Source organism: Asanoa siamensis, assembly GCF_016862555.1.
Lineage (GTDB): Bacteria > Actinomycetota > Actinomycetes > Mycobacteriales > Micromonosporaceae > Asanoa > Asanoa siamensis.
This window is the reverse complement of record NZ_BONE01000046.1, coordinates 31,201-49,490: the sequence shown is the minus strand read 5'-3', so window position 1 is coordinate 49,490 and position 18,290 is coordinate 31,201. Positions and strand designations below refer to the sequence as shown.

General features: G+C 71.1%; 24 protein-coding genes. 16 read left to right on the top strand and 8 right to left on the bottom strand.

Annotated features, from left to right (window positions below; genetic code table 11):
• Positions 1-125 precede the first annotated feature (125 nt).
• The 7 genes from Asi02nite_RS25875 to Asi02nite_RS25845 all read left to right on the top strand — a co-directional run bounded on the left by Asi02nite_RS25875 (position 126) and on the right by Asi02nite_RS25845 (position 5,967).
• Positions 126-488: a hypothetical protein gene (locus Asi02nite_RS25875; protein ID WP_089255533.1), complete on the top strand. Its 363-nt coding sequence runs from the start codon at positions 126-128 to the stop codon at positions 486-488.
• Positions 481-1,446, top strand: a complete 966-nt coding sequence (locus tag Asi02nite_RS25870) for a hypothetical protein (protein ID WP_203716517.1) — start codon at positions 481-483, stop codon at positions 1,444-1,446. The genes Asi02nite_RS25875 and Asi02nite_RS25870 overlap by 8 nt, the downstream gene beginning before the upstream one ends.
• On the top strand, positions 1,446-2,249 hold the full coding sequence (locus Asi02nite_RS25865; protein ID WP_203716516.1) for a hypothetical protein: 804 nt from the start codon (positions 1,446-1,448) through the stop codon (positions 2,247-2,249). The genes Asi02nite_RS25870 and Asi02nite_RS25865 overlap by 1 nt, the downstream gene beginning before the upstream one ends.
• A gap of 158 nt (positions 2,250-2,407) precedes the next feature.
• A complete protein-coding gene (locus Asi02nite_RS25860; RefSeq protein WP_203716515.1) occupies positions 2,408-2,689 on the top strand; it encodes a hypothetical protein in 282 nt (93 codons plus the stop codon).
• A complete protein-coding gene (locus tag Asi02nite_RS25855; RefSeq protein ID WP_239127098.1) occupies positions 2,686-3,927 on the top strand; it encodes a tyrosine-type recombinase/integrase in 1,242 nt (413 codons plus the stop codon). The genes Asi02nite_RS25860 and Asi02nite_RS25855 overlap by 4 nt, the downstream gene beginning before the upstream one ends.
• Positions 3,915-5,351, top strand: coding sequence for a hypothetical protein (locus Asi02nite_RS25850; RefSeq protein WP_203716514.1), 1,437 nt, complete (start codon positions 3,915-3,917; stop codon positions 5,349-5,351). The genes Asi02nite_RS25855 and Asi02nite_RS25850 overlap by 13 nt, the downstream gene beginning before the upstream one ends.
• Before the next feature lie 199 nt (positions 5,352-5,550).
• Positions 5,551-5,967, top strand: a complete 417-nt coding sequence (locus Asi02nite_RS25845; protein WP_203716513.1) for a hypothetical protein — start codon at positions 5,551-5,553, stop codon at positions 5,965-5,967.
• A gap of 168 nt (positions 5,968-6,135) precedes the next feature.
• Here the strand turns inward: Asi02nite_RS25845 and Asi02nite_RS25840 are convergent, their stop codons facing one another.
• The 3 genes from Asi02nite_RS25840 to Asi02nite_RS25830 form a co-directional block, all read right to left on the bottom strand.
• Positions 6,136-6,408: a hypothetical protein gene (locus Asi02nite_RS25840; protein ID WP_203716512.1), complete on the bottom strand. Its 273-nt coding sequence runs from the start codon at positions 6,406-6,408 to the stop codon at positions 6,136-6,138.
• Positions 6,409-6,512: 104 nt separating this feature from the next.
• The gene (locus tag Asi02nite_RS25835) at positions 6,513-7,685 is read right to left on the bottom strand and encodes a S8 family serine peptidase (protein WP_203716511.1); all 1,173 of its coding nucleotides are present in this window, start codon (positions 7,683-7,685) and stop codon (positions 6,513-6,515) included.
• 113 nt (positions 7,686-7,798) lie between these two features.
• On the bottom strand, positions 7,799-8,569 hold the full coding sequence (locus Asi02nite_RS25830; RefSeq protein WP_203716510.1) for a hypothetical protein: 771 nt from the start codon (positions 8,567-8,569) through the stop codon (positions 7,799-7,801).
• A 541-nt stretch (positions 8,570-9,110) separates the two neighbouring features.
• On the opposite strand from Asi02nite_RS25830, the gene Asi02nite_RS25825 reads away from it, so the two are divergent.
• The 6 genes from Asi02nite_RS25825 (at position 9,111) to Asi02nite_RS25800 (ending at position 12,983) form a co-directional block, all read left to right on the top strand.
• On the top strand, positions 9,111-9,821 hold the full coding sequence (locus Asi02nite_RS25825; RefSeq protein ID WP_203716509.1) for a hypothetical protein: 711 nt from the start codon (positions 9,111-9,113) through the stop codon (positions 9,819-9,821).
• Positions 9,818-9,970: a hypothetical protein gene (locus Asi02nite_RS25820; protein ID WP_203716508.1), complete on the top strand. Its 153-nt coding sequence runs from the start codon at positions 9,818-9,820 to the stop codon at positions 9,968-9,970. The genes Asi02nite_RS25825 and Asi02nite_RS25820 overlap by 4 nt, the downstream gene beginning before the upstream one ends.
• On the top strand, positions 9,967-10,947 hold the full coding sequence (locus tag Asi02nite_RS25815) for a hypothetical protein (protein ID WP_203716507.1): 981 nt from the start codon (positions 9,967-9,969) through the stop codon (positions 10,945-10,947). Before Asi02nite_RS25820 ends, Asi02nite_RS25815 begins: the two co-directional genes overlap by 4 nt.
• Positions 10,948-11,262: 315 nt before the next feature.
• On the top strand, positions 11,263-11,454 hold the full coding sequence (locus Asi02nite_RS25810; RefSeq protein WP_089255544.1) for a hypothetical protein: 192 nt from the start codon (positions 11,263-11,265) through the stop codon (positions 11,452-11,454).
• Complete coding sequence (locus Asi02nite_RS25805) at positions 11,451-12,500, top strand: hypothetical protein (RefSeq protein WP_203716506.1); 1,050 nt, start codon at positions 11,451-11,453, stop codon at positions 12,498-12,500. The genes Asi02nite_RS25810 and Asi02nite_RS25805 overlap by 4 nt, the downstream gene beginning before the upstream one ends.
• Positions 12,501-12,605: 105 nt before the next feature.
• Positions 12,606-12,983 carry a histone-like nucleoid-structuring protein Lsr2 gene (locus tag Asi02nite_RS25800; RefSeq protein ID WP_203716505.1) on the top strand — a complete coding sequence of 126 codons (378 nt, stop codon included), beginning with the start codon at positions 12,606-12,608 and terminating at the stop codon, positions 12,981-12,983.
• Between the two features lie 150 nt (positions 12,984-13,133).
• Here Asi02nite_RS25800 and Asi02nite_RS25795 read toward each other — a convergent pair whose 3' ends face one another.
• Genes Asi02nite_RS25795 through Asi02nite_RS25785 form a run of 3 tightly spaced genes read right to left on the bottom strand, consistent with a single transcriptional unit; the run spans position 13,134 to position 14,069 of the window.
• Positions 13,134-13,370 carry a DUF8847 domain-containing protein gene (locus Asi02nite_RS25795; RefSeq protein ID WP_203716504.1) on the bottom strand — a complete coding sequence of 79 codons (237 nt, stop codon included), beginning with the start codon at positions 13,368-13,370 and terminating at the stop codon, positions 13,134-13,136.
• A gap of 28 nt (positions 13,371-13,398) precedes the next feature.
• Complete coding sequence (locus tag Asi02nite_RS25790) at positions 13,399-13,887, bottom strand: DUF4231 domain-containing protein (protein ID WP_203716503.1); 489 nt, start codon at positions 13,885-13,887, stop codon at positions 13,399-13,401.
• The gene (locus tag Asi02nite_RS25785) at positions 13,884-14,069 is read right to left on the bottom strand and encodes a hypothetical protein (protein WP_203716502.1); all 186 of its coding nucleotides are present in this window, start codon (positions 14,067-14,069) and stop codon (positions 13,884-13,886) included. Before Asi02nite_RS25785 ends, Asi02nite_RS25790 begins: the two co-directional genes overlap by 4 nt.
• 267 nt (positions 14,070-14,336) lie before the next feature.
• On the opposite strand from Asi02nite_RS25785, the gene Asi02nite_RS25780 reads away from it, so the two are divergent.
• A complete protein-coding gene (locus tag Asi02nite_RS25780) occupies positions 14,337-14,561 on the top strand; it encodes a hypothetical protein (protein WP_203716501.1) in 225 nt (74 codons plus the stop codon).
• 717 nt (positions 14,562-15,278) lie between these two features.
• On the opposite strand, the gene Asi02nite_RS25775 is transcribed toward Asi02nite_RS25780, so the two are convergent.
• Both Asi02nite_RS25775 and Asi02nite_RS25770 read right to left on the bottom strand, forming a co-directional pair.
• Complete coding sequence (locus tag Asi02nite_RS25775) at positions 15,279-15,563, bottom strand: S8 family serine peptidase (RefSeq protein ID WP_203716500.1); 285 nt, start codon at positions 15,561-15,563, stop codon at positions 15,279-15,281.
• Positions 15,564-15,601: 38 nt separating this feature from the next.
• Positions 15,602-15,793: a hypothetical protein gene (locus Asi02nite_RS25770; protein WP_203716533.1), complete on the bottom strand. Its 192-nt coding sequence runs from the start codon at positions 15,791-15,793 to the stop codon at positions 15,602-15,604.
• A 412-nt stretch (positions 15,794-16,205) separates the two neighbouring features.
• Here Asi02nite_RS25770 and Asi02nite_RS25765 point away from each other — a divergent pair, with 412 nt between their 5' ends.
• A complete protein-coding gene (locus Asi02nite_RS25765) occupies positions 16,206-16,934 on the top strand; it encodes an RNA polymerase sigma factor (protein WP_203716499.1) in 729 nt (242 codons plus the stop codon).
• Complete coding sequence (locus Asi02nite_RS41810) at positions 16,927-18,252, top strand: GntR family transcriptional regulator (RefSeq protein WP_239127092.1); 1,326 nt, start codon at positions 16,927-16,929, stop codon at positions 18,250-18,252. The genes Asi02nite_RS25765 and Asi02nite_RS41810 overlap by 8 nt, the downstream gene beginning before the upstream one ends.
• The last annotated feature ends 38 nt before the right edge of the window (positions 18,253-18,290 follow it).

Below are 18,290 nucleotides of genomic sequence, written 5' to 3'. Positions count from 1 at the left end.
GGCCTCGTTGTTCACCGCGGCGGTGACCACCCCGTGTCGGCTGTCTGACCAGTGGCCGCACGACCGCGCGCGGATCGGCGCCGCCCGGCGAGGCCTGCGACGAGCGGCGGCGTGGGCAGGTCGCCGTGGCTGACACCGACCGAAGCGCCAGCCAGCACGAAGAGCACGAGGCCATGTCGACCCTGATTCCCCCTCATCTGGTCCGGCAGGGCTGGGCCTCCGAGGAAGACCGCCACCGCGAGGGGCAGCAACGTGCGCTCGAGGCCGCCGCCCGGCACCTCGCGCAGGCCCTGTCGGCGGCCCAAGCCGGCAGCGCGGACCCCCACGCCTTGCGTCAACTGGTGACCGAGGCAGCCGAGGCGGACCGGCACGGGGCCGCCGTGACCGCGATCGCTCGGCTCCGCTTCGCCCTGCCCGCGGCCGGCGCAGCCGAGCAACCACCGCCGCCTCGCACCGCACCGCAGGATTGGGACCCCAACGATGGTTGAGCTCGCGCCGACACCGGACCTACTCGACGCCGCCCGCCGCTGCGGCCGCCGTGAATGGACCGTCGACACCGTCTCGATTAGCACCAACCGGCACCTGGGCAAGCTGGTCGGCGCCGGCTTGGCCACGCTGTTCTACGTCACAGCGGAAGCCAAACACAGCGGGCAGCAGGACTACTGGCGGCTCACCGACGCCGGCGAACACTGGCTCGCCACCCACGACCAGGCACCCGCTTCGCCGATCGCGCCAGGCGCCGCTGCGCCCCGGGCACGCGGCCGCGGCGCCGAGCTTGCCCGGACCGCCGACGGGTTCGCGCCGGTCGCTGACCGGGACGTCGTCAGCGGCGAGGTCCTGGCCGCCGAGGAGCACTGGGAGACCGGCGACATCGTGTTGGCCGCCGACCGCTCCCTGTGGTGCCGCGCCCACCACGACGACATCGCTCAAGGGTGGCCGTGGGCGTACGCCGCCGAATACGCCCCGCGCCGGTCCGGCGGCTCCGTTCCGGAGGGTGCCGTCGAGGAACATGTCCCGGTGCGGCCGCTGACCCTGCTGCTGCGTGACGGGCGGCCGGTCATCACCGCGCCGCCGACCTTGGTTGGGTCGCCGTCGGTCGCCGCCCGGGCGGCCGAGCCCGAGCCGGCGCGGGCGCCGGTCGACCCGAACGCGTCGCTGCGCGCGGCGCTGCGGGACTGGGCCGCCTCCTGGGTACGCGGTGTACCTCCGCACCTGACCACAGAGGTCGCGGCCGGGGTCTTCGAGCGGCTGCTGGCGACCCATCCCGGCGCGGCGCCCGAAGTGATCGCCGTGGCGCTGATCGGCCAGGCCGATCAGTGGGACGAGGTCGACGCGGTGATCGCCGCCGTCCGGCGGTTCGTCGCGGCAGACCCACCGCGGGACGCGCGGCGGGCCGCAGCAGACGCGCCCGGATCGCTCCGCGCGACGCCCGATACGGGGCGCTGATGACGGGCACCGACCGCCCCCGGCGGCTACGCACCCTGGCCCGCGAGCTGGAGAAGCGGTACGGCGCGCCGGTTGAGCCGACCCATGACAACGGTCCTGTCTGGCGGCTGGAGTGGACCGACGGGCCGGGCATGGCTACCGTCCGCGCGCTGGTCGACGCCGCTGACCTGGCCGGCGCGCAGGTCCGGCTCTACCGCAGCCACTCGATGATGGCGATCGCGCTGACCGCGATCCGGCTCGCGGCCGCGGGCCGGCGCGGCCGCCTCGACGGAGGCAGCAGCCGGTCCGGTCCGCTGTGGCTGGTCGAATCTGAGCTTCGCGACCTCGACTCCCCCGACCGCCCCGATGACCCACTCCAGGAGGTCCTTGCCCGGCGTCTGCTGGCCGAGGCGACGGCAGCCGATCCCGGCGGCTACGTCGACGACCAGATGGTCGCGTCCCTGGTCCGCGATCGCGGGCTGGGCTGGCTCCTGGCCGAGGCCGCGCAGGCTGGCGCCGAACTCGCGCCGCTGACCGTGCTGTCCGCCCGGTACGCGCCGCACGCCGACGCGGACCACGCCGTTGCGTGGCGGGAGCGCGGCGCACCGTTGCCGTTGCAGGCCGCCGTCGCCGCGGCGATCGGCGACGACCACCTCAGCCCGGCGGCCGCGGCCGCGCTGCTCTCGGTGCTCCCCGACCTGCGCGCCGGGCTCTCCCGCACCGAGCAGCGTGCGGTCGTGGCCGCGCGCCGGTCCGGCCTGTCCGACGAGGCGATCGCCGCCGCGATGGTCGATCCTGCGGCCGCGTTGGCTGGTGGGCGCTGATGGCTGGCGATCGTCCCGCAGTCGGCCCGGGGCAAGACGGGGCGGCTGGACCGATGGTGATGCACCTGGTCGCCGGGTTCGCGTCCTCCGGAGCGAGATGGCGTGCGGTCTGCTCGTGCGGTTACACGACCACGCCCCGCGTCGACGAGCGACGCGCCTTGGCCGCGCTACACACCGAGCATGAGCTCAGCGCTCCGGTCTGTGGCCTGTGCGGGCACGACTACACCGGACGGTCCTGGCGGCAGCTCCGCGACGTCGACCTGCGCATCCTGGCCAGCGCCCCCGCCGGCGACCAGTTCCTGGCCTGCCGAGACCTGCCGCAATCCTGCCGCGACGGCGCCGCCCAACGCCAGATGCACCTGGACCGGGCCGCCCGCGAAGGCTTCGGGCTGCCGGTGCCGCCACCGCGACTCCGCGTCGTCCCCGGCGGCCGCCGATGACGGCGACCCCGCCCAGGCCGACGGGCACCATGGCGTTGAACCCGCACGAGGTGGGTCGCGCGCCCGCGTCGAGCGCCGCAGCGGACTGGGATCCAGCCGGCGCGCGGGTCGCCCGGCTCAGCGCCGACGTCGCCCGGCTGCCGGCCCTTCCGCCCGACGACGGCAGCCGGTACAGCATCCGCCGGCTGACCGTCGCCTGGCTGCTGGAGACCGAGTCACCGAAGACCGAGCAGGCCTACCAGCGAGACCTGTCCGTATACCTGCAGTGGTGCGAAACCGAACGACTCGACCCGCTGTCCGCCCGCCCCACCGACGTCGGCCAATTCCGGGTATGGCGGTCGCTGCGCGGCCGCGCCGGCCGCGCGGCCGCACCGAGCACCGTTGCCCGGGCGCTGGCAGCCGTGTCCAGCTGGTACACGTACCTGGTCGTCAACACCGACGGCCGGATCACCCGGAACCCACTCGACGGCGTCAAACGCCCGAAAATCCCCAACGAGTCGGCCACCGTGGGACTCACCCTCGACGAGGTCGACGCGCTGCTCGCCGCAGCGGACGCGCGGGCCGCCGACCGGGCCGCCCGCTGGAGGGCCAACCCATCCCCCACCCTGCTCGCCAGGTACCTGGCCGCGATGCGCGACCGGGCCTTGCTACACGTCCTCGCCGACCTCGGTCTCCGCATAGACGAGGCCCTCGCCCGCGACGTTGACGACCTCAGTTACAACGCCAGCCACCGCACCCTGCGATTCGTGGGCAAGGGCGGCCGGCCCCGCGAACGACCGATGCCACCGGACACCGGCGACGCCGTCGACGACTACCTCAAAGCCCGCGCGGCGGCCGCCGGACTCACCGTGAACATGCTGTCCGGTCCCCTGTTCGCGACCGGCGCCGCCGGCACCGGGCGACTGGCCGCCCCGAACGTCTTCCTCCTCATCCGACGTCTCGCGGCCAAGGCAGGCATCCCCTCGGCCGCACGACTGTCCCCGCACTCGCTACGACACGCATCCGCGACCGCTGCCAAGCAGTACGGCGTCGCGCTCGAGGACGTCCAGGACGCCATGGGCCACGCCGACCCCCGCACCACCCGCCGCTACGACCGCGACCGGGACAACCTCGACCGCGACCCCGCCTACGTTCTCGCGTCCGGCCGGGCCACGCGCCGCGCCGCGAAGCGAAACGAACCCCCCGCTGTAGCACCGATCACCCGGGACGCGGAAGAGGATCGTCGGTGGGAGCGGTGACCGGCAGCAGGACGGCGCCGCCGCCCTCGCAGCAGTGGGCGATGTTGAATCCGGTCCAGCAGGAGCTGCTTCGTGCCACGTACGTGGTTGACCAGGCGGCAGAGGCGTACGAGCGCGACGCCTGGTCGGAGGGTCGGCGACGTCGGCCTGCTGAGGAATGGCGGTGGCACCGCTTCGGGTACGTCGATGCCGGACCCGGTGCACCGCCCGGCAAGGTGCGCGCCGCTCTGGACGCGACCACCCGACGTAGCAGGCGACTGCTGACCGCCCCGGCCGAGCTCGCGGACCTCGGCCTGGTCGACCAGCGCCTGGAAGAGGTTCCGCAAGGCTCGCAGCGATGGTGGCAGCCGCAGGCCCGGCTGCTGTCGCTGCGGATGACCACCCGCGGCCGGCAGGTCGCCCGGGCCAGCGGCGTCGACGACCGCAACGCCGGGAGGGCACCGCGCGGCCTGGTCTCGCAGTGGCTGTGGGAGGTCATCGTCGAGCTGTGGCGGGCCGGGCCCGGCGGCGTCCCCGCCGACACCCGACGGTCCGCCTGGCAATACCTCGAGGAGCGCAAAACGGGGCCGCTGATCGAGCGGGTGGCCCTGACCGCGCAGGCGGCATCCCGCTACAAGTACGCCGTCGCGGGCGCGCCGGGCTGGGCGCTCAACGATGCCGGCCGCGACCACTACCGGCGGCATTTCGCCACCTACGCCCGCGTGTACCCGGCGGTACGGGCCCCCGACCCAACCGGGCGGCTCACGTGGCCAGGCGAGGTCGACAAACACCTGTCCACACTGGGCAGCGTGGCATGGTCGCTGCGGCAGCGCCTCGACAACGTCATCGCCCAGCGTGAAGAGCTGCGGCGGGACGGTGCCCGATACGAGGCGCCCCATTGTCCAACCGACCAGACGCCGCCGATCAGCGCTGAGGCCGCACACCGCGACGTGCTGCGGGCCGCGGCCGACGCTCTCGACGCCGACCACTGGCGCCAGCGCACCGCGCTGCTCGCCGAGCACGAGCCGGTCCTGCGTGCCCTCGTGCGGACCTCAGCCGCCCGGCACGCCGCGGCGGCGATCGCCGCGATCTGCGCCTGCATCGCCGGCCAGGAGCCAACATCGGTCGTCTTTGCCGCCGAACCGCTCCTCCTCGATCATGACGGCCGACCGGCTGATCTGCCCGTCTTGACCACCGGTCTACCCGGAATCGACGCCGAACTCGCCAACCGCCGCGCGGCGGCCCTCGCCGCCAGCCCGCCCGCCGCCCAGCGCCGCGGCCGCGGCCGGCGACCACCACCGGCGACGCCATCGCTCGAGCCAGCGGCGGTTGAGCTCTCTCTCTACGCAGCACACCTGGCCGATCTCGTCGCTGGTGGCCAGCTGCAGCGCCTGCTGCTCCGCACCGACCAGCAGACACACGCTGCTGCCCCCACAACAGCGTGAACAGGGACGTGCCCCTCGTGGTGTGACCCATGGGGCTCGGCGCTCCAAGCGCCCAGGTCGAAGCCGCGCCGAACTCAGGTGCCCCGCGCCATGGGGGCCGCTGACCCCCGCCCAGTGGTTGGACCCGACGGAGGGAGCCAGCCCTTCGCCCGCGTGTCCCCGCGCCCGCCAGCGGACAGCGTCGTTTACCGTCGCGGACATGTCCCGACGCCCTGACCTCGTCCAGCTCGGAGACCGAATCTGGTACCTGCCCGACGGGATGATCGAGCTGCGGTGCATTGCCCGCGTCGTCCAGAAGAGGCGGCGCTGTCGCAACGCCGTCGAAACCAGCCAGATGGCAGGCTGGACGCAGTTGCGCTCGGACCGGGGCCTCATCACCGTTTACGACTGCGGCGGACTCGACGACGCGACGGTCCGCCGCTGGCTGGAGCAGCACTGCACGGTGCACGACAGCCCTGACGCGGTCGACTTTTCGGCACCGGAATGGGAGCCCTTCGACCCGGTCAGGCACACCGACATGGTGACCACTCTGGACGCGCAGATCGACGCGTACGCACGGCAACTGCGCGATGGCGTAACCGGCGATTGGCGGCCCTGGTACCCATCACCGATGTAGCCTTCGTCGTCGTGCCCGCACCGGGATCGCTGTTGCCGGCGGTGGCGCCTTCCGGAGGCGCCTGACGGGACTCCGGCGGGGTTTCGAAAAGCGACCCGGCACGGAAGCAGGCAATCCTGTCGGGCGCCGCTCGGATCCCGCGGGAGGAGATCTGGTGACGGAGTTTTGCTACGTTCGCTTCCCGCGATGCCACACCCGCAGCCGGTCGAATGCCAAACCACACAGCACGGAGCTAACAACGAAGCGCACAACCTTGGTCACGCCGAACTCATCAAGCGTCGCTGTGATGGCCATGATGACGCTCAAGGCCAACAACGCCCGGACGGCCGTCTGCAGCCGAAGATCATCGGTGCTCCACGGTGCCTCGTCCTCTCCGTCGGGCGGCTCGTCAGATACGTCCACGACAACCGCTGGCGCCAGCGCGGCTCCACCATTGGCCACCCCTCAACTCAACACGCAGCCTTCGCGCGACCGGGACGGGGACAGAGGGACGGGACGATACCGTGGTCCCGCCACCGTCGGACCATCTGCTCAGCTTGGTGCGGCTACGTCCTAGATCTGCCGCGCACGAGAACAGCCACACCGAAGGCGAGCACGAGGATCACAACAGCTGCTATGACGATCGCGACGACCAGCGTGGGGAAGCCGTTGCCGGTATCGGCCCGGTCCGGGACCTCCGCAATTGCGGGGTCACTAGCGAGCGCTGTGGCTGCCGTCGGCGTGCCAAGGGGATTGTGGTCGACGGTGGCGACGTCGGCGGTGAGGGCGCCGAGGGGATTGACTACGCCGTAGCCGTATGACTCGTCGCGGCCCTTCGGCCCACGGTCGGTCGCTGTCTTGAGGAGCCGGTTGACGACGTTGGCGGCGTCCAGGTCGGGGTAGCGGGCGCGCACCAGGGCGGCGACGCCGGACACCATCGCGGCCGCGGGGCTGGTCGCGGCGTCAGTCACGTAGGCGTAGTTGGTGGCGCCGCGGTTGACGGCGACGGTGATGTTTGCGCCCGGCGCCGCGATCGCCAGCGACGGGCCGTGGTTGGTCAGCGGCGAGACCTCGTTGTCGGGGTCGACGGCGTTCACCGCGATGACGCCCGGCACCTTGGCGGTGGCGGCGACGTCGGCGCCGCTGTTGCCGGCGCTCGCGACCACCACGATGTCGTTGCGCACGGCATCGGCGATGGCATCGAGCAGCTCTGGGTCCGGCGTGCCTGTCGCGTCGGTGCCGAGGGACAGGTTCATCACGCCGGGCTTCTGCTCGGTCGCCCAGCGGATGGCCTGGACCAGCGCTTGCGAGCCTTGGCCGTTGCTGCCGGCACCGGCGTTCGCCGGCAGGATCTTGGCCTTCGGCGCGATGCCCAACATGTGGTCGGGTCCGCCGCCCTTGCCCGCGATGATGCTGGCCATCGAGGTGCCATGACTGCCCTCGGCGTCGACGTCGGTGCGGCCGTCGGGTCCGGCGCCGGTCCCGAACCCCTTGCCTGGCAAGACCTGGCCCCGCAGGTCCCTGTGGTTGGCGTTGACGCCGCTGTCGATGACGGCGACGACGACGCCGGCGCCTTGGCTGATCCGGTGAACCTGGTTGATCTTGAAAGTGTCGAGGTGCCAGGAGAGCTCGCGTACGTTGTCGTTGGCGTGCGCGGCTGGCGCCGCGACGAGCGTCGAAAGCGCGACGACCGTGAGGGCCGCGGTGCCACGTGCGACGTGCCTGAACCGATGGCGCATGATCACATGAACCGCCTCATCCCCCGTGGTGACGGCCGTGGATATCGGTCGTCATGCGTGCTGCGGCGGATCAGTCTAATGACGAACGGCGCTCAGATGGCGCCCCGTGAGCGTCAGCGGTGGTCGGTCTCGGCGTACTCGCCTGCGTTGGCCGCCCGGGCGCAGGTGGTGGAGCAGACGGTGAGGTTGCGGGATGAGGGCGTGGCGAGCTCGATGGTCCGCGCGACGTCGGCGCCCACGGTGCGCCCGCAGATCTGGCAGGTGACCTTGTGCGCCGCCGGCCCGCACATCGGGATGCCGTCCGCGGCGGGCTCGAGGACAAGCTCGCCGAGCGCACTGCCGAGTTGGTGTAGGTGGTGGGCGGTGCGCAGCAGGGTCGCCGCGCTGTGTTGGCGTGGCATCGGGTCAGCGCCGCGGGTTGCGGTGACCGACACGCTCCTGCGCAGGTCGGGCCTGATCGTCACGGTCAGGAGCCGTCCGGTGTTCATGAAGTCAGGTGGGGTGAGCTCCACGACGCCGGCGTACGCGCGCGCGGTGGTGGCCACGTCCTGCTCGATCGCGTCGAGGTTTCCCAGCCGGTCGCCGGCCCTCTCCAGGCTCAGGCCCTCGGCTGCCACCGTCAGCGCTTTGTCCGTGATGTATGCGGCGTTGCTGGTGACCTCTTCCCACCGTTCTCGGCGCTGCTCGTCGACGGGCTTGTCCGGGGAGTCGAGGTCGCCGGCCGCCGCGGCCAGGAGCTTGGCGGCGAACCACAAGGCCTCGATCTCGGGGCGGGGGCGCGCGCTCATGTCTGGGCTGAGCGCGGCGAAGAGCAGCTCGGCGGCCTGGTGCGCGGCTGACGTGACCCGCGACGGCAGAGCGGTCGGGTCCGGCTGGTCGTTCATCGGGGGCTGCTCTTTCCTCGTCGGTGCGGGGTCGGGTGAGGACGGCGTCGACGTCGTGTAGGCCGGCGGGCCGTTGGTGACCGACCCTCAGCCGGGGACGGCACCGAGCGAAACGGTGAGCGAGCGGACGGGACTGACTACGGAGGCGCCATGCTGGTCAATGGTAGGAGTGCGCCAGGCGCCCACGGCGAGGCGTCCACGATGGGGTGGCGGCGCCGGGCCGGCCCGTCTGATCTGGACGGTTGCCGGCCTTCCCGCGAAATCTCCAGGGCTGTCTCGCATCGCGGTCAAGCTCACCGGAGCCGGGTCCGTCCCCGCCGAGCCCTTCTAGCGCGCCGGCTCCGCGATTATGTCGGTGGTGTCCGCTACCGTGGCGCCATGCCGTTGCTGTGACGGCACCCGCCCCGCCGCGACGCCCCCACGTGCGTCCGGCAGCACGGGCCAAGATCCACCGGGTCGCGCAGCCAACGATCGACGATGTCTGCCGTGACGAGACCACCACGGCAGGGGCGTGGGGCCTGCCGGGAAGCGACGAAACGTCATGGTGTCCAAGAAGAGCGGGCGAGGCCGGCACACCTCCGCCAAGAACGCCGCCCGTGCCCTGGCCGCCGAGGCCGGGATCTCCTACACGGAGGCGCTGCGCCGGGTCAGCGTGACCGGCGAGGTCCGCCAGCCGCGGCACCGGTGGATCCTCACCGACGACGTGCGGGCCTGGTTCGCTGGCCAGGGTTGGCGCGGCGTGCGGTATCCCGACCTGTTCGCCTGGCTCGACAACGACGTGAGCACTGCATATGACTGCGACTGGTGCGGAGAGTCGGGCGACGCCCGCACCGGCGACTCCAGCATCTCGTTGGTGATCGCCGCCTACGACCCGGACCTCTCCCCCGTCACTGCCCACCTGGCGACCTACAAGTACCACGCGGCCTGCAAACCCTCGTCGGTTGCGTGGGCGCACCAGGTCGACATCCCGGCGGGCCCGCAACGCGTCGCCCTTCCCGCCAGTGCGGCGCCTGAGATGGTCTCCACGATCGAGCTGGACGGCCGCCCGCTGGTCTACGCCGACGACGAGGAGCAGGTGGCGGTGCTCTTGCTGACCGCCGCGGTGGTCGACGATCTGCGGCAGGGCGCGGCGCCGTGGCTGACCGAGTTGCGCATGTTCCTCCGCCAACACGGTTTCGGCCGTCCGGGCGACCTGACCGGCACCACTGGGAGGAACCCGGTGTCGCGGTCGGCGCCGTCGCCGGCGAGATGATAGATGAGGACCTCGACGCCGAGGACGGCGTGGCCGACAGATGCAGGTGCGCGGCGCTGACCCCCGCGCAGATCGACGACGTGCTCGAGAACTCGTTCGTCATGGCCCAGGTCGCGGTGGTCGCCGAAGAGCAGGGAGCGCCGGCATGACCGGGGCCACGGCGGCAGCCTCGATCGCTGGGCCGGCGCTCGCCGCTCCTGCGGCTCCGGCCGTCGCTGAGTACGACGGCTGGTGGCAGGTGCCGCCCGGGCTGCTGACCCGGGCGCAACTCGCCGAGCTGGAGTTCCCGCGCCAGCCCACGCAGGTCGCGGGCCGGGTCTGGATGGATGACTTCCGCGGCCGCCGCGTTCGGCTGCTGGTCGACCTCTACCGGCCGCAGACGTGTCTTCCGACCACGGCGAGCGCGGCCCAGCTGCGGGCCGCCGCGGCCCGGGCCACAGGCCGCGTCTACGAGTGCGCGAAGTGCGGCTGCCGGCCGGAGCGGTCGCTGGCGGGCGAGCCGCTGTGCCAGGTCTGCCGACACATTCAGCGCCTACGCGGCCAGCAGGAGGAGGCCCGGCGTGCGCAACGGCACGCGGCCGAGTGCGTCGCTGAGGCTCTTGCCGAGCCCCGCGCGGTCATCCTGCATGCCGTGCGCAACGGTGCGCCGCCGACGCCGTCCGGGCGTGCCCGGCCGCCGCTGTCCGCGCGGATCCGCGCGGTGGACGCGGCCAATGGCCGGGCCCTGCTCGATGTCACCGTGTCCCTCGTTTCACCGCGGGCTCGACTGCGCGATCCCAACGCGGTGCCGGCCGCCGACGTGACCGAGGAGGTGATCGCGGTGTTGGGCGGCAGGACCTTGATCTACTGGAGCGACGACACCTGGGTGCTGCGCCAAGCGGTCCGGCACGACTGGCCACAACGGGAGTACGCCCATCAGGGCCCCCGCCTGGTGGCCGTCCAGAACTGGTCGACTTCCTGGCGCGCGCAGTTGACCACCAAGGGCGAGCGGATCCCCGCCTGGCACCCGGGCACACCCGACCGGCTCTGGCTCCACCTGACCCGGATCGCGGCGACCGTCACCGCGCCCGCGGAGACGAATGACCCGCGCGGACCAGGCCCCACTGTGGGCGAGGTGCCCGAGTAGGCGACCGCCCCCGCGTTGTTCCAGATGCCCAACGTGGACGGCGCCGCCGACCATCGGCTCGATCGAAAATTCTGTGCGCGCGTTCGCAACGACCCGCTGCCCACACCAGAACTGCTGCTTCGTAGGCTCCAGTAGTTCTGGTGTGGTCAGCCCGCTCAGCCACCTCAAGATCAGCGGCGAGACACCCGGGGCGGAGCACGGCACTCTTGCTGTCGGGCCTGCTGATCGGCGGGCCGGTAGACGAGCCTCCCGCTCGCCTCGACCGTAGGAAGAAGCGGCGAGCGGGGACTCTGCCGCACGTAGGGAGACTCGCACATGCTGGGCGTCGACGACCAGTCCGGATGGGCCGCCACGGCCCTGTTGGCCATACTCCCCGCGCTGGTGCTGCCAGCCGGCGTCGTATTGGTGGCCCTGCTGGCCCTGGCGGCACGCAAGCCGCGCACCCGCCGTCATTGCCTCGACGTGCTGTCGCAGCTCACCCGCTACGCAGGTCGGAGCCGGCGATGACGGACGCGACCACCGCGCCGGCGCGGCCGCGTGCGTCGCGGCCACCGCGGAGCGCGATCAACGACCGGCTGCAGAGCGCGGGCGACGGGCCGGGCGGCAGCACGCCGCTGCACGTCGAGGTCCAGCAGAATCTGGAGCACCTGTGGAACACCGGGGGACGCCGCGGCGCCACCGAGGCGGGCCGCCGGCCGGACTGGATCTACCTCCGGCCGGCGTTCATCGTCCAGCACCCCGACGATCCCCGAGGACCAGCCCTGGCCCGACTCGTGCCGACCCAAGGGCTCGCGCTGCGCATGGAGCTGCTGATGCTCTTCGACGCGCAGTGCCGATTCGCTCCCGGAGAGACGGTCCGGCTGCCTCGCACGATCGAGGCTGTGGAGGACGAGCGCTACCAGAGCTGGCAGAAGCTAGTCCTGTCCGACTCGAGCTCGGACTACCGGCAGGCCGCCGACCTGCGCGCCAGACAGATCAAAAAGGCGTTACGCGTGCTCGACGACCCCCACGGTCTGGTCCGCGTCGGCCGCGAGAAACGGCGGCCTGCTCGGCGCGACTACGACCACCTGCAGCTGCGATCCGAGGCCAGCACACCGGTGTACGGGCCGCGCTACACCGTGCCCGAGAGCGGCGCGGGGGTGCGGATCTCCCGGCATTTCTTCACCAGCCTGTGGGCCTTCGCCCTGACCAACACCGAAATCGCGGCGTTCCTCGCCTTGTCGTTCAAGCGCGCGCAGTTCCCGCTCACCCACCTCAACACCGGCATCTACGCGGCGTCAACCACCCGCGGGAGCCAGTTCGGGCTCAAGGAGAACACCTGGCGCAGCGCCCGCCAGCTCCACGCCTTCGGCCTGGTCGACCGTCAACACGACACCAACCGAGACCCAACCAACGGCATGATCAGCGACTTTGGTGGCCGCTGGAAACGACACGAGGTCATGCCCACGACGTTCACCATCGTGGACCAGGCCCTACAAAACCACGCCGTGCCGACAATCCATCGGATCCTGCGCGAGCCGACCTACACCGACCAGCTGCGCCTCGTCCTCTGATCCGTGCCGCGCGTACGGGCAATGGTGATCTCGGTCTGTCCCTGCGCCGGATGCGCTTGTAATGTCGCGAGCAAACCTCACATCTCATGCGAACGGGCGGCCCGGGTGGCAAAAAGGACTGAGGTCAAGCTCCTCGACGACCTGACCGGTGGCGACGCCGACGAGACAGTTGCGTTCGGCCTCGACGGAACCCACTACGAGATCGACCTGTCCAAGGAGAACGCCGACAAGCTCCGCGGGATCCTCGACCTCTACATGCGAGCTGGCCGGAAGGTCACCCCTCGTGGCCCCGCGGCGGCCCGCCGCGCTGCGAAGGCCCGCACCGGCAACGGCGCCCACGAGTCGCAAGACAAGGCGATCCGGGCCTGGGCCGAGAGCGAGGGCAAGCCGCTGCCCGCCCGCGGCCGCATCCGCCGGTCTGTCGTCGACGAGTACAACACCCGAGCCTCTCGTCGGCCCCCGGCGGCGGTCTTCAGCTCTTAACCGGCAACTCGGCCGTCCACCGCGACCATGGACGCGCCGGTGGCCCTTCCGTTGAGGGCAGAAGGCTGGGGACCTTGGCGAGACTTCCGCGCCTCCCTGCCCCGTCTGTGGCCCACCGGGTTACGACGTCGGCGCCCCGGGTTCGTCCGCCTAGTTGAAGGCTCCGCGGGGTACCCAGATGTAGTGCCACGGGCGCGTCCCGGGCGGCCCTACCGATTCGATCTCGTAGTGGCCTGAGGTGTCCGCGTCCAAGAGTTCGCCGCCGTACGCGACGAACAGGTCGGTCTCGCTCACGATCGCTGGTGGGTAGCCGTCGTCGTCCACGTCGACCTCCATCAGGCGACCGTTGAGCGGGCCGCCTACGCAGGGGATGTCGACCTTGGGCACGCCCCGATCATGGGCACGTCGGCAGCGATTACGTCGCCGTTTGCCCAGATTCCGCCGCTTGGACCGGCTGGCTTCCCTCGACCGGAGCCGTTCCCCGCTGCCACGTCTCCAGGAAGCCTTGATCGGCGACGTCCCGGATAGCCTCGATCCGCTCGACGAACATCTCGAAGGTGCGGCTGGCCGCGTACGGTCCGGCGACCATCAGGAACAGGTTCAGCTCGCGCTCAAGGGCGTTTGACACCTTCATCGCGGTCACGCCGGACGACTGCCACTGCATGATTTGGGTGATCCCGCCGGAGGCCGCAGCGACCGCGCCAAGCGCTCCGAGGACAACCGTGGGGATCACGTCCCACGCGGCGAGCACCGGCACGGACGCGCCGGCGACCACGACCACGACGGCAGACCAGCGGTGGCGGCGGATTTGCCGAGCAGAGTAGGCGCTGACCTTCGCGATCTCGGCTTGCACGCCTTGGAGGTACTGCTTCTCGCCTAGCGCTTTGACGGTCGGGTTGGTCAACTGTCGTAGCCGGGCTGTTCGGCAGGCTCGGAGGGCGTCTGGGCGGGCTCGACCTCAGTCCCTGACCAGTTGTCGATGAGACTGCTTGGGGTCGTTGAGGTGTCGAGGTCAGTATCCCATCGGCTGCGGCGCTCGTCGGGCTCGTAGCCCCGGGCTTCGACCCGGCGGATCTCTTCGGTCACGGGTGCCCCCTTTTGCCGCGGTCACATTAGCGCCGCCGGGCTCGGAGGTCTGCCGGACCGGGTAGGACTTTCGCGTCGTCCCAGGTGGATGATTGGACGCCGGCGAACACGAATGGGCGAGGCTGCTCGGTGAGCGGGTCAGGCTCGAGCGCGGTGGCCGCTGTGCCCACTCCCCCGGCGGAAGAATCTTGAGCCGGCGGTTGCACACCTGGGCGGCGCTGGCCCACTACCACGGTGACCGGACACCATCGTGGAGTCAGGACGCCGATGCCGACCGACCTGACAGAGTGGACGCTGACGGTGGCCAGCGTCACGCTGCCGATCGTGGCGCTGTGGCTGCGGCTGTGGTTCCGCGGCGCCCCGCACCGGGAACGCCGCCGCTACCTAAGCGCCGCGGCCGCCCTGCCGGCCGGTACCCGGGTCACCGACCACCACCCCGACGGCACCCCGGTCACCATCACCGACGGCGGCACCGGGCGGAGGTCGCGGTGACCGACCTGCTCCAACCCCCCCGGAGGAGCCGGCCGCCCGCCGCACCGACACCACCAGCGACCCGCCGCTGCTACCGTCGCCGCCGCCACGCGCGGGATTCGACGCGTTCTACCGCACCGAGCTGCCCACGTTGGTGGCGTTCTTGATCTGGCAGGGCGTGCGGCTGCCCGACGCCGCCGACGTCGCCCAGGAGTCAATGATCGACGCTTACCGGCAGTGGGCGACCATCCGCGAGCCCCGGGCCTGGATCCGCCGCGTCGCCGCCCGCAAATGGTGGCGGCGGCACCTCGCTGCTCGTGAATGGGCGGCCCTGTGCCCGCCGATCGGCGCTTCGGTCCCCCACCACGGCCACGATCTCGTCACGGGCGCGCGGCCACCGCATCCGCGACCGCGACCGACCAGCGCCCCTTGGCAGCGTCCGGGCCCGGGATCAACCCGGCCGCCCGGCCGGCGTCCCACTGCTACTGGGCCAGCCCGGTAACACAAACACCTGCACCGGGCCGAAATCGGCTGGTCGACGTTGCGATTTCGGCTTCTTCTTAGCGAAGGCGCCCGGGGACGGTCCGGGTCGACGGCGGCGCGGATAGTGTCGCTCATTGAACCTCCGGATTGGCTGCCCACTAGCGCCGCATGGTGTGCCCGGTGGGATCGTCCGGGCTGGCTCGGAACCCGACCCGGCCCAGGGCACGGACCAACAGGTTGCGGTCAGTGCCGTAATCACCCGTGGGCGTGCACACCACCGCGAGACCCTGCGCCGTTGCTGTCGGCGCCGGCGTTGACCGGCAGGATCTTGGCCTTCGGGGCGGTGCCCAACATGTGGTCGGGGCCGCCGCCTCTGCGCGCGATGATGCTGGCCATGGACGTGCCGTGGCTTCTCGCCGCGTCGACGTCCGTGCGGCCGTCCGTGCTGGCGGCCGGGCCGAAACCCTTGCCCGTCAGCACCTGACCCCGCAGGTCGCGGTGGTTCGCGTTAACGCCGGTGTCCACCACGGCGACGACCACGCCCGCACCTTGGTTGATCCGGTGAACACCGGTGGTGTTCACCGGCCGATGAGGCCGTGGAAGAGGGCCACGGCGCCGCCCGCCGCCCCGCCGCCCCAGAGCGCCGCCGAGGGTAGAGAATGGTCGGTCAGGTAGGACAGCACGCCGGCGATGAGGCCGACGATCAATCCCAACAGCAGAATGACTGCGGCGCGGACGGTCAGCAGGGGCCCGGCGGGCGTCGGTGTCACTGGAAACTCCGATCTTGGTGGTTGTCGACCGCCCGGCTATATGTCGGGCAGACCGGCTCACCCCACGCGGATCACCAGCGCTGTTCGAGGCACGCAGCTCATCTAAAGAATCTTGGGAAAGTCCGTGGGGTACCTCGCCGGGGGCCACTTACAAGGGTCGTCTTCAGCGTTGGTCGCGACTGAGCGGGAGCCTGCCGAGTGATCAGGCGCGGCCGGCGCTGAAGCCGACCCATGCACCACCGGGTCGGCTTCAAACGCGACGACGACCGAAAGGGCGAGGGTGGTGTTGAGCAGGGGCGGCGCGGCGGGCGAGGTGCCGGCCGACGAGACGCGCCCGGCTGCGATACAACCTTCCCGTCCAGCCGGCTACGAACTCGGACGGCCTGTGCCTCGCGCTGAGGCGCTGGGCAACATGTCGGCACGTTTCGCCGAGGACGCTCAGCGCTTGTTGGAGAGCCTCGAGCGGCGATCCGCTGACCAGCAGCTGGTCGACCTGCTCGCGGCCGGCAACTTCACCGGTCCCCACTACGACCGCTTCGCGAACGAGCTGGCCGGTTACGCCCTGGCCGTCCTGCGCGGGTGGATGCACTCGGGCTACATCTTCACCCTCACGGCCGGCCGTGGCTTCGCCCTCAATCCCACCGACGGCGAGCTCGACGAGCTGACCCGCGACTCCGACCTGCGCGACGAACTCTCCATCATGACGGTCGCAAAAGCGCTGCCCCGCTTCCAAAAGCAGGCGCTCGAAGAGCGTGGGTGGCGGATGGAAGGCGGCGCGAGCCTGTCGACCTATTTCATGGGCGCCTGCGTCTACGTGTTTCCCAACGAGTTCCGCGCCCGCCGGGCGCAACGTGTGCGGTGGCACCGCCAAGACCGCGGTGACCCCGCCGTCACCGCGCCACGCGAGGACAAGGTCAGCGATCCGGCGTCGATCGTCGTCGGCCGGCAGCGGGTGCGCGACGATCTCGACCGATGCGATCCCAGGGCGCAGGCGATCATCGCCCTGACCATCGACGGCTACACCCAGGCGGAGATTGAGGAGATGCTCGCCGAGACCAGCGTCAGGGCGATCGAGGGTGTGCTGCATCGATGGCGTACGAAAGAGAAGCGGCGTCTGCAGGGAGGTGGACCCGATGAGTGACAGCCCCACCGATGGCAAGCGGGTGTCGGTGAGCGAGCCGGGGAAGGCCGCGGGCCATGGCGCGGCGGAGACCACTGTTGTCGGTGAGCCGGCGGTCACCTTCGAGACGTTTTTCGAGGCCAATTACCGGAACCTGTTGGAGAGGGCGGTTGCCCTGGGCGCGACGGCGGACGAGGCCCGCGATGTGGCCGAAGCGTCCATGGCCGACGCTCTTCGGCGGTGGAACCAGCTGGAACACCCGGCCGGCTTCGTCATGGCGACCTTCGCTCGCCGGGTCCTCGATATGTTGCACCGGGACCAAGCGGCGCCGCGGACCCCGGGCGTCGCTGACCTGGAGTATTCCTTGCAGACGGAAGCTGCAGATTCGCAGGCGATTCCCGACGGGTCGATGGCGGACGAGCAGACAGGGACGGTTCCGCGCAACGCGAGCGTCCCCACGGCGGCTACCGACGAGCAGTTCGAGCGCCTGCTCGATCGTTCGTCTCTTCGCACCCAGGGGGCGCGCGCACTGCGGGCCAGGACGCCCCAGGATCACATCGATCGGGCACGGGGTTGGCAGCCGGCCAAATCAGACGTGCTCACCGAAGGCGATATGGACATCGCGGCGGCGTTGCGCCGGGTCGCCGTAGCCGTTCAAGCTCCGCGTTCATTCGGCTCCGGCGAGCGAGTCACCTCGCGGCAGCGGGTGCGCGACTCGCTGCGCGAGAGCATTCTTGTCGGGAGGCTTATCCCTGGCTCCCGCCTGATCGAGGCGGACGTCGCGGCGCGGATGCGGGTGAGCACCACATCGGTCCGCGAGGCACTGCGAGACCTCGCCGCCGAAGGGTTGATCCGTCTGGATCCCGCCCGAGGTGCAGTCGTCAGTGGGAATGCCGCTGACGCGCGGGACCTCATTTGGACGCGTAGCTCCGAGGCGGCGCTTTTTTGTTGGATGCTAGACACCTTCGTCTCGCACACGGCAGGCGTGCGGGAAGCCATTGTGGTGTCCTACGACGGCCTCTTGATGGCGATGTCGGCTACCACCGAGCGGGCCAGCGCCGAGCGGCTGGCAGCAATCGTGGGAGGCTTCAGCGGCCTCGCCGGGGGAACAGCCAACGCGTACGGGCTTGGTGGCCTCAACCGCGTGGTCGTCGACCTGGCCGATGGCTATCTGCTGACCTTTCAGCTTAGCCGCGGCCCGGTGTTCGGCGTTGTGGCCGACCGCTCCGCCGAACTGGACAGGCTTACCGCTGCGACGGCCACGTTCGCGCGCAGCGTTGGCAGCACGCTTACGCCCCGCCTGATCCGCGAGCTGACTACGGCGATGAACAAATCCTGAGACGATCGAGCCGATCCGGACGCCGGCGAGGGTAACGT

Excerpts from the sequence above, each read along its gene's own strand:
- Asi02nite_RS25870 (WP_203716517.1), top strand. The coding sequence starts at position 481 with ATGGTTGAGCTCGCGCCGACACCGGACCTACTCGACGCCGCCCGCCGC.
- Asi02nite_RS25865 (WP_203716516.1), top strand. The coding sequence starts at position 1,446 with ATGACGGGCACCGACCGCCCCCGGCGGCTACGCACCCTGGCCCGCGAG.
- Asi02nite_RS25855 (WP_239127098.1), top strand. The coding sequence starts at position 2,686 with ATGACGGCGACCCCGCCCAGGCCGACGGGCACCATGGCGTTGAACCCG.
- Asi02nite_RS25845 (WP_203716513.1), top strand. The coding sequence starts at position 5,551 with ATGTCCCGACGCCCTGACCTCGTCCAGCTCGGAGACCGAATCTGGTAC.
- Asi02nite_RS25835 (WP_203716511.1), bottom strand. The coding sequence starts at position 7,685 with ATGCGCCATCGGTTCAGGCACGTCGCACGTGGCACCGCGGCCCTCACG.
- Asi02nite_RS25830 (WP_203716510.1), bottom strand. The coding sequence starts at position 8,569 with ATGAACGACCAGCCGGACCCGACCGCTCTGCCGTCGCGGGTCACGTCA.
- Asi02nite_RS25825 (WP_203716509.1), top strand. The coding sequence starts at position 9,111 with ATGGTGTCCAAGAAGAGCGGGCGAGGCCGGCACACCTCCGCCAAGAAC.
- Asi02nite_RS25820 (WP_203716508.1), top strand. The coding sequence starts at position 9,818 with ATGATAGATGAGGACCTCGACGCCGAGGACGGCGTGGCCGACAGATGC.
- Asi02nite_RS25815 (WP_203716507.1), top strand. The coding sequence starts at position 9,967 with ATGACCGGGGCCACGGCGGCAGCCTCGATCGCTGGGCCGGCGCTCGCC.
- Asi02nite_RS25810 (WP_089255544.1), top strand. The coding sequence starts at position 11,263 with ATGCTGGGCGTCGACGACCAGTCCGGATGGGCCGCCACGGCCCTGTTG.
- Asi02nite_RS25805 (WP_203716506.1), top strand. The coding sequence starts at position 11,451 with ATGACGGACGCGACCACCGCGCCGGCGCGGCCGCGTGCGTCGCGGCCA.
- Asi02nite_RS25780 (WP_203716501.1), top strand. The coding sequence starts at position 14,337 with ATGCCGACCGACCTGACAGAGTGGACGCTGACGGTGGCCAGCGTCACG.
- Asi02nite_RS25765 (WP_203716499.1), top strand. The coding sequence starts at position 16,206 with ATGTCGGCACGTTTCGCCGAGGACGCTCAGCGCTTGTTGGAGAGCCTC.
- Asi02nite_RS41810 (WP_239127092.1), top strand. The coding sequence starts at position 16,927 with ATGAGTGACAGCCCCACCGATGGCAAGCGGGTGTCGGTGAGCGAGCCG.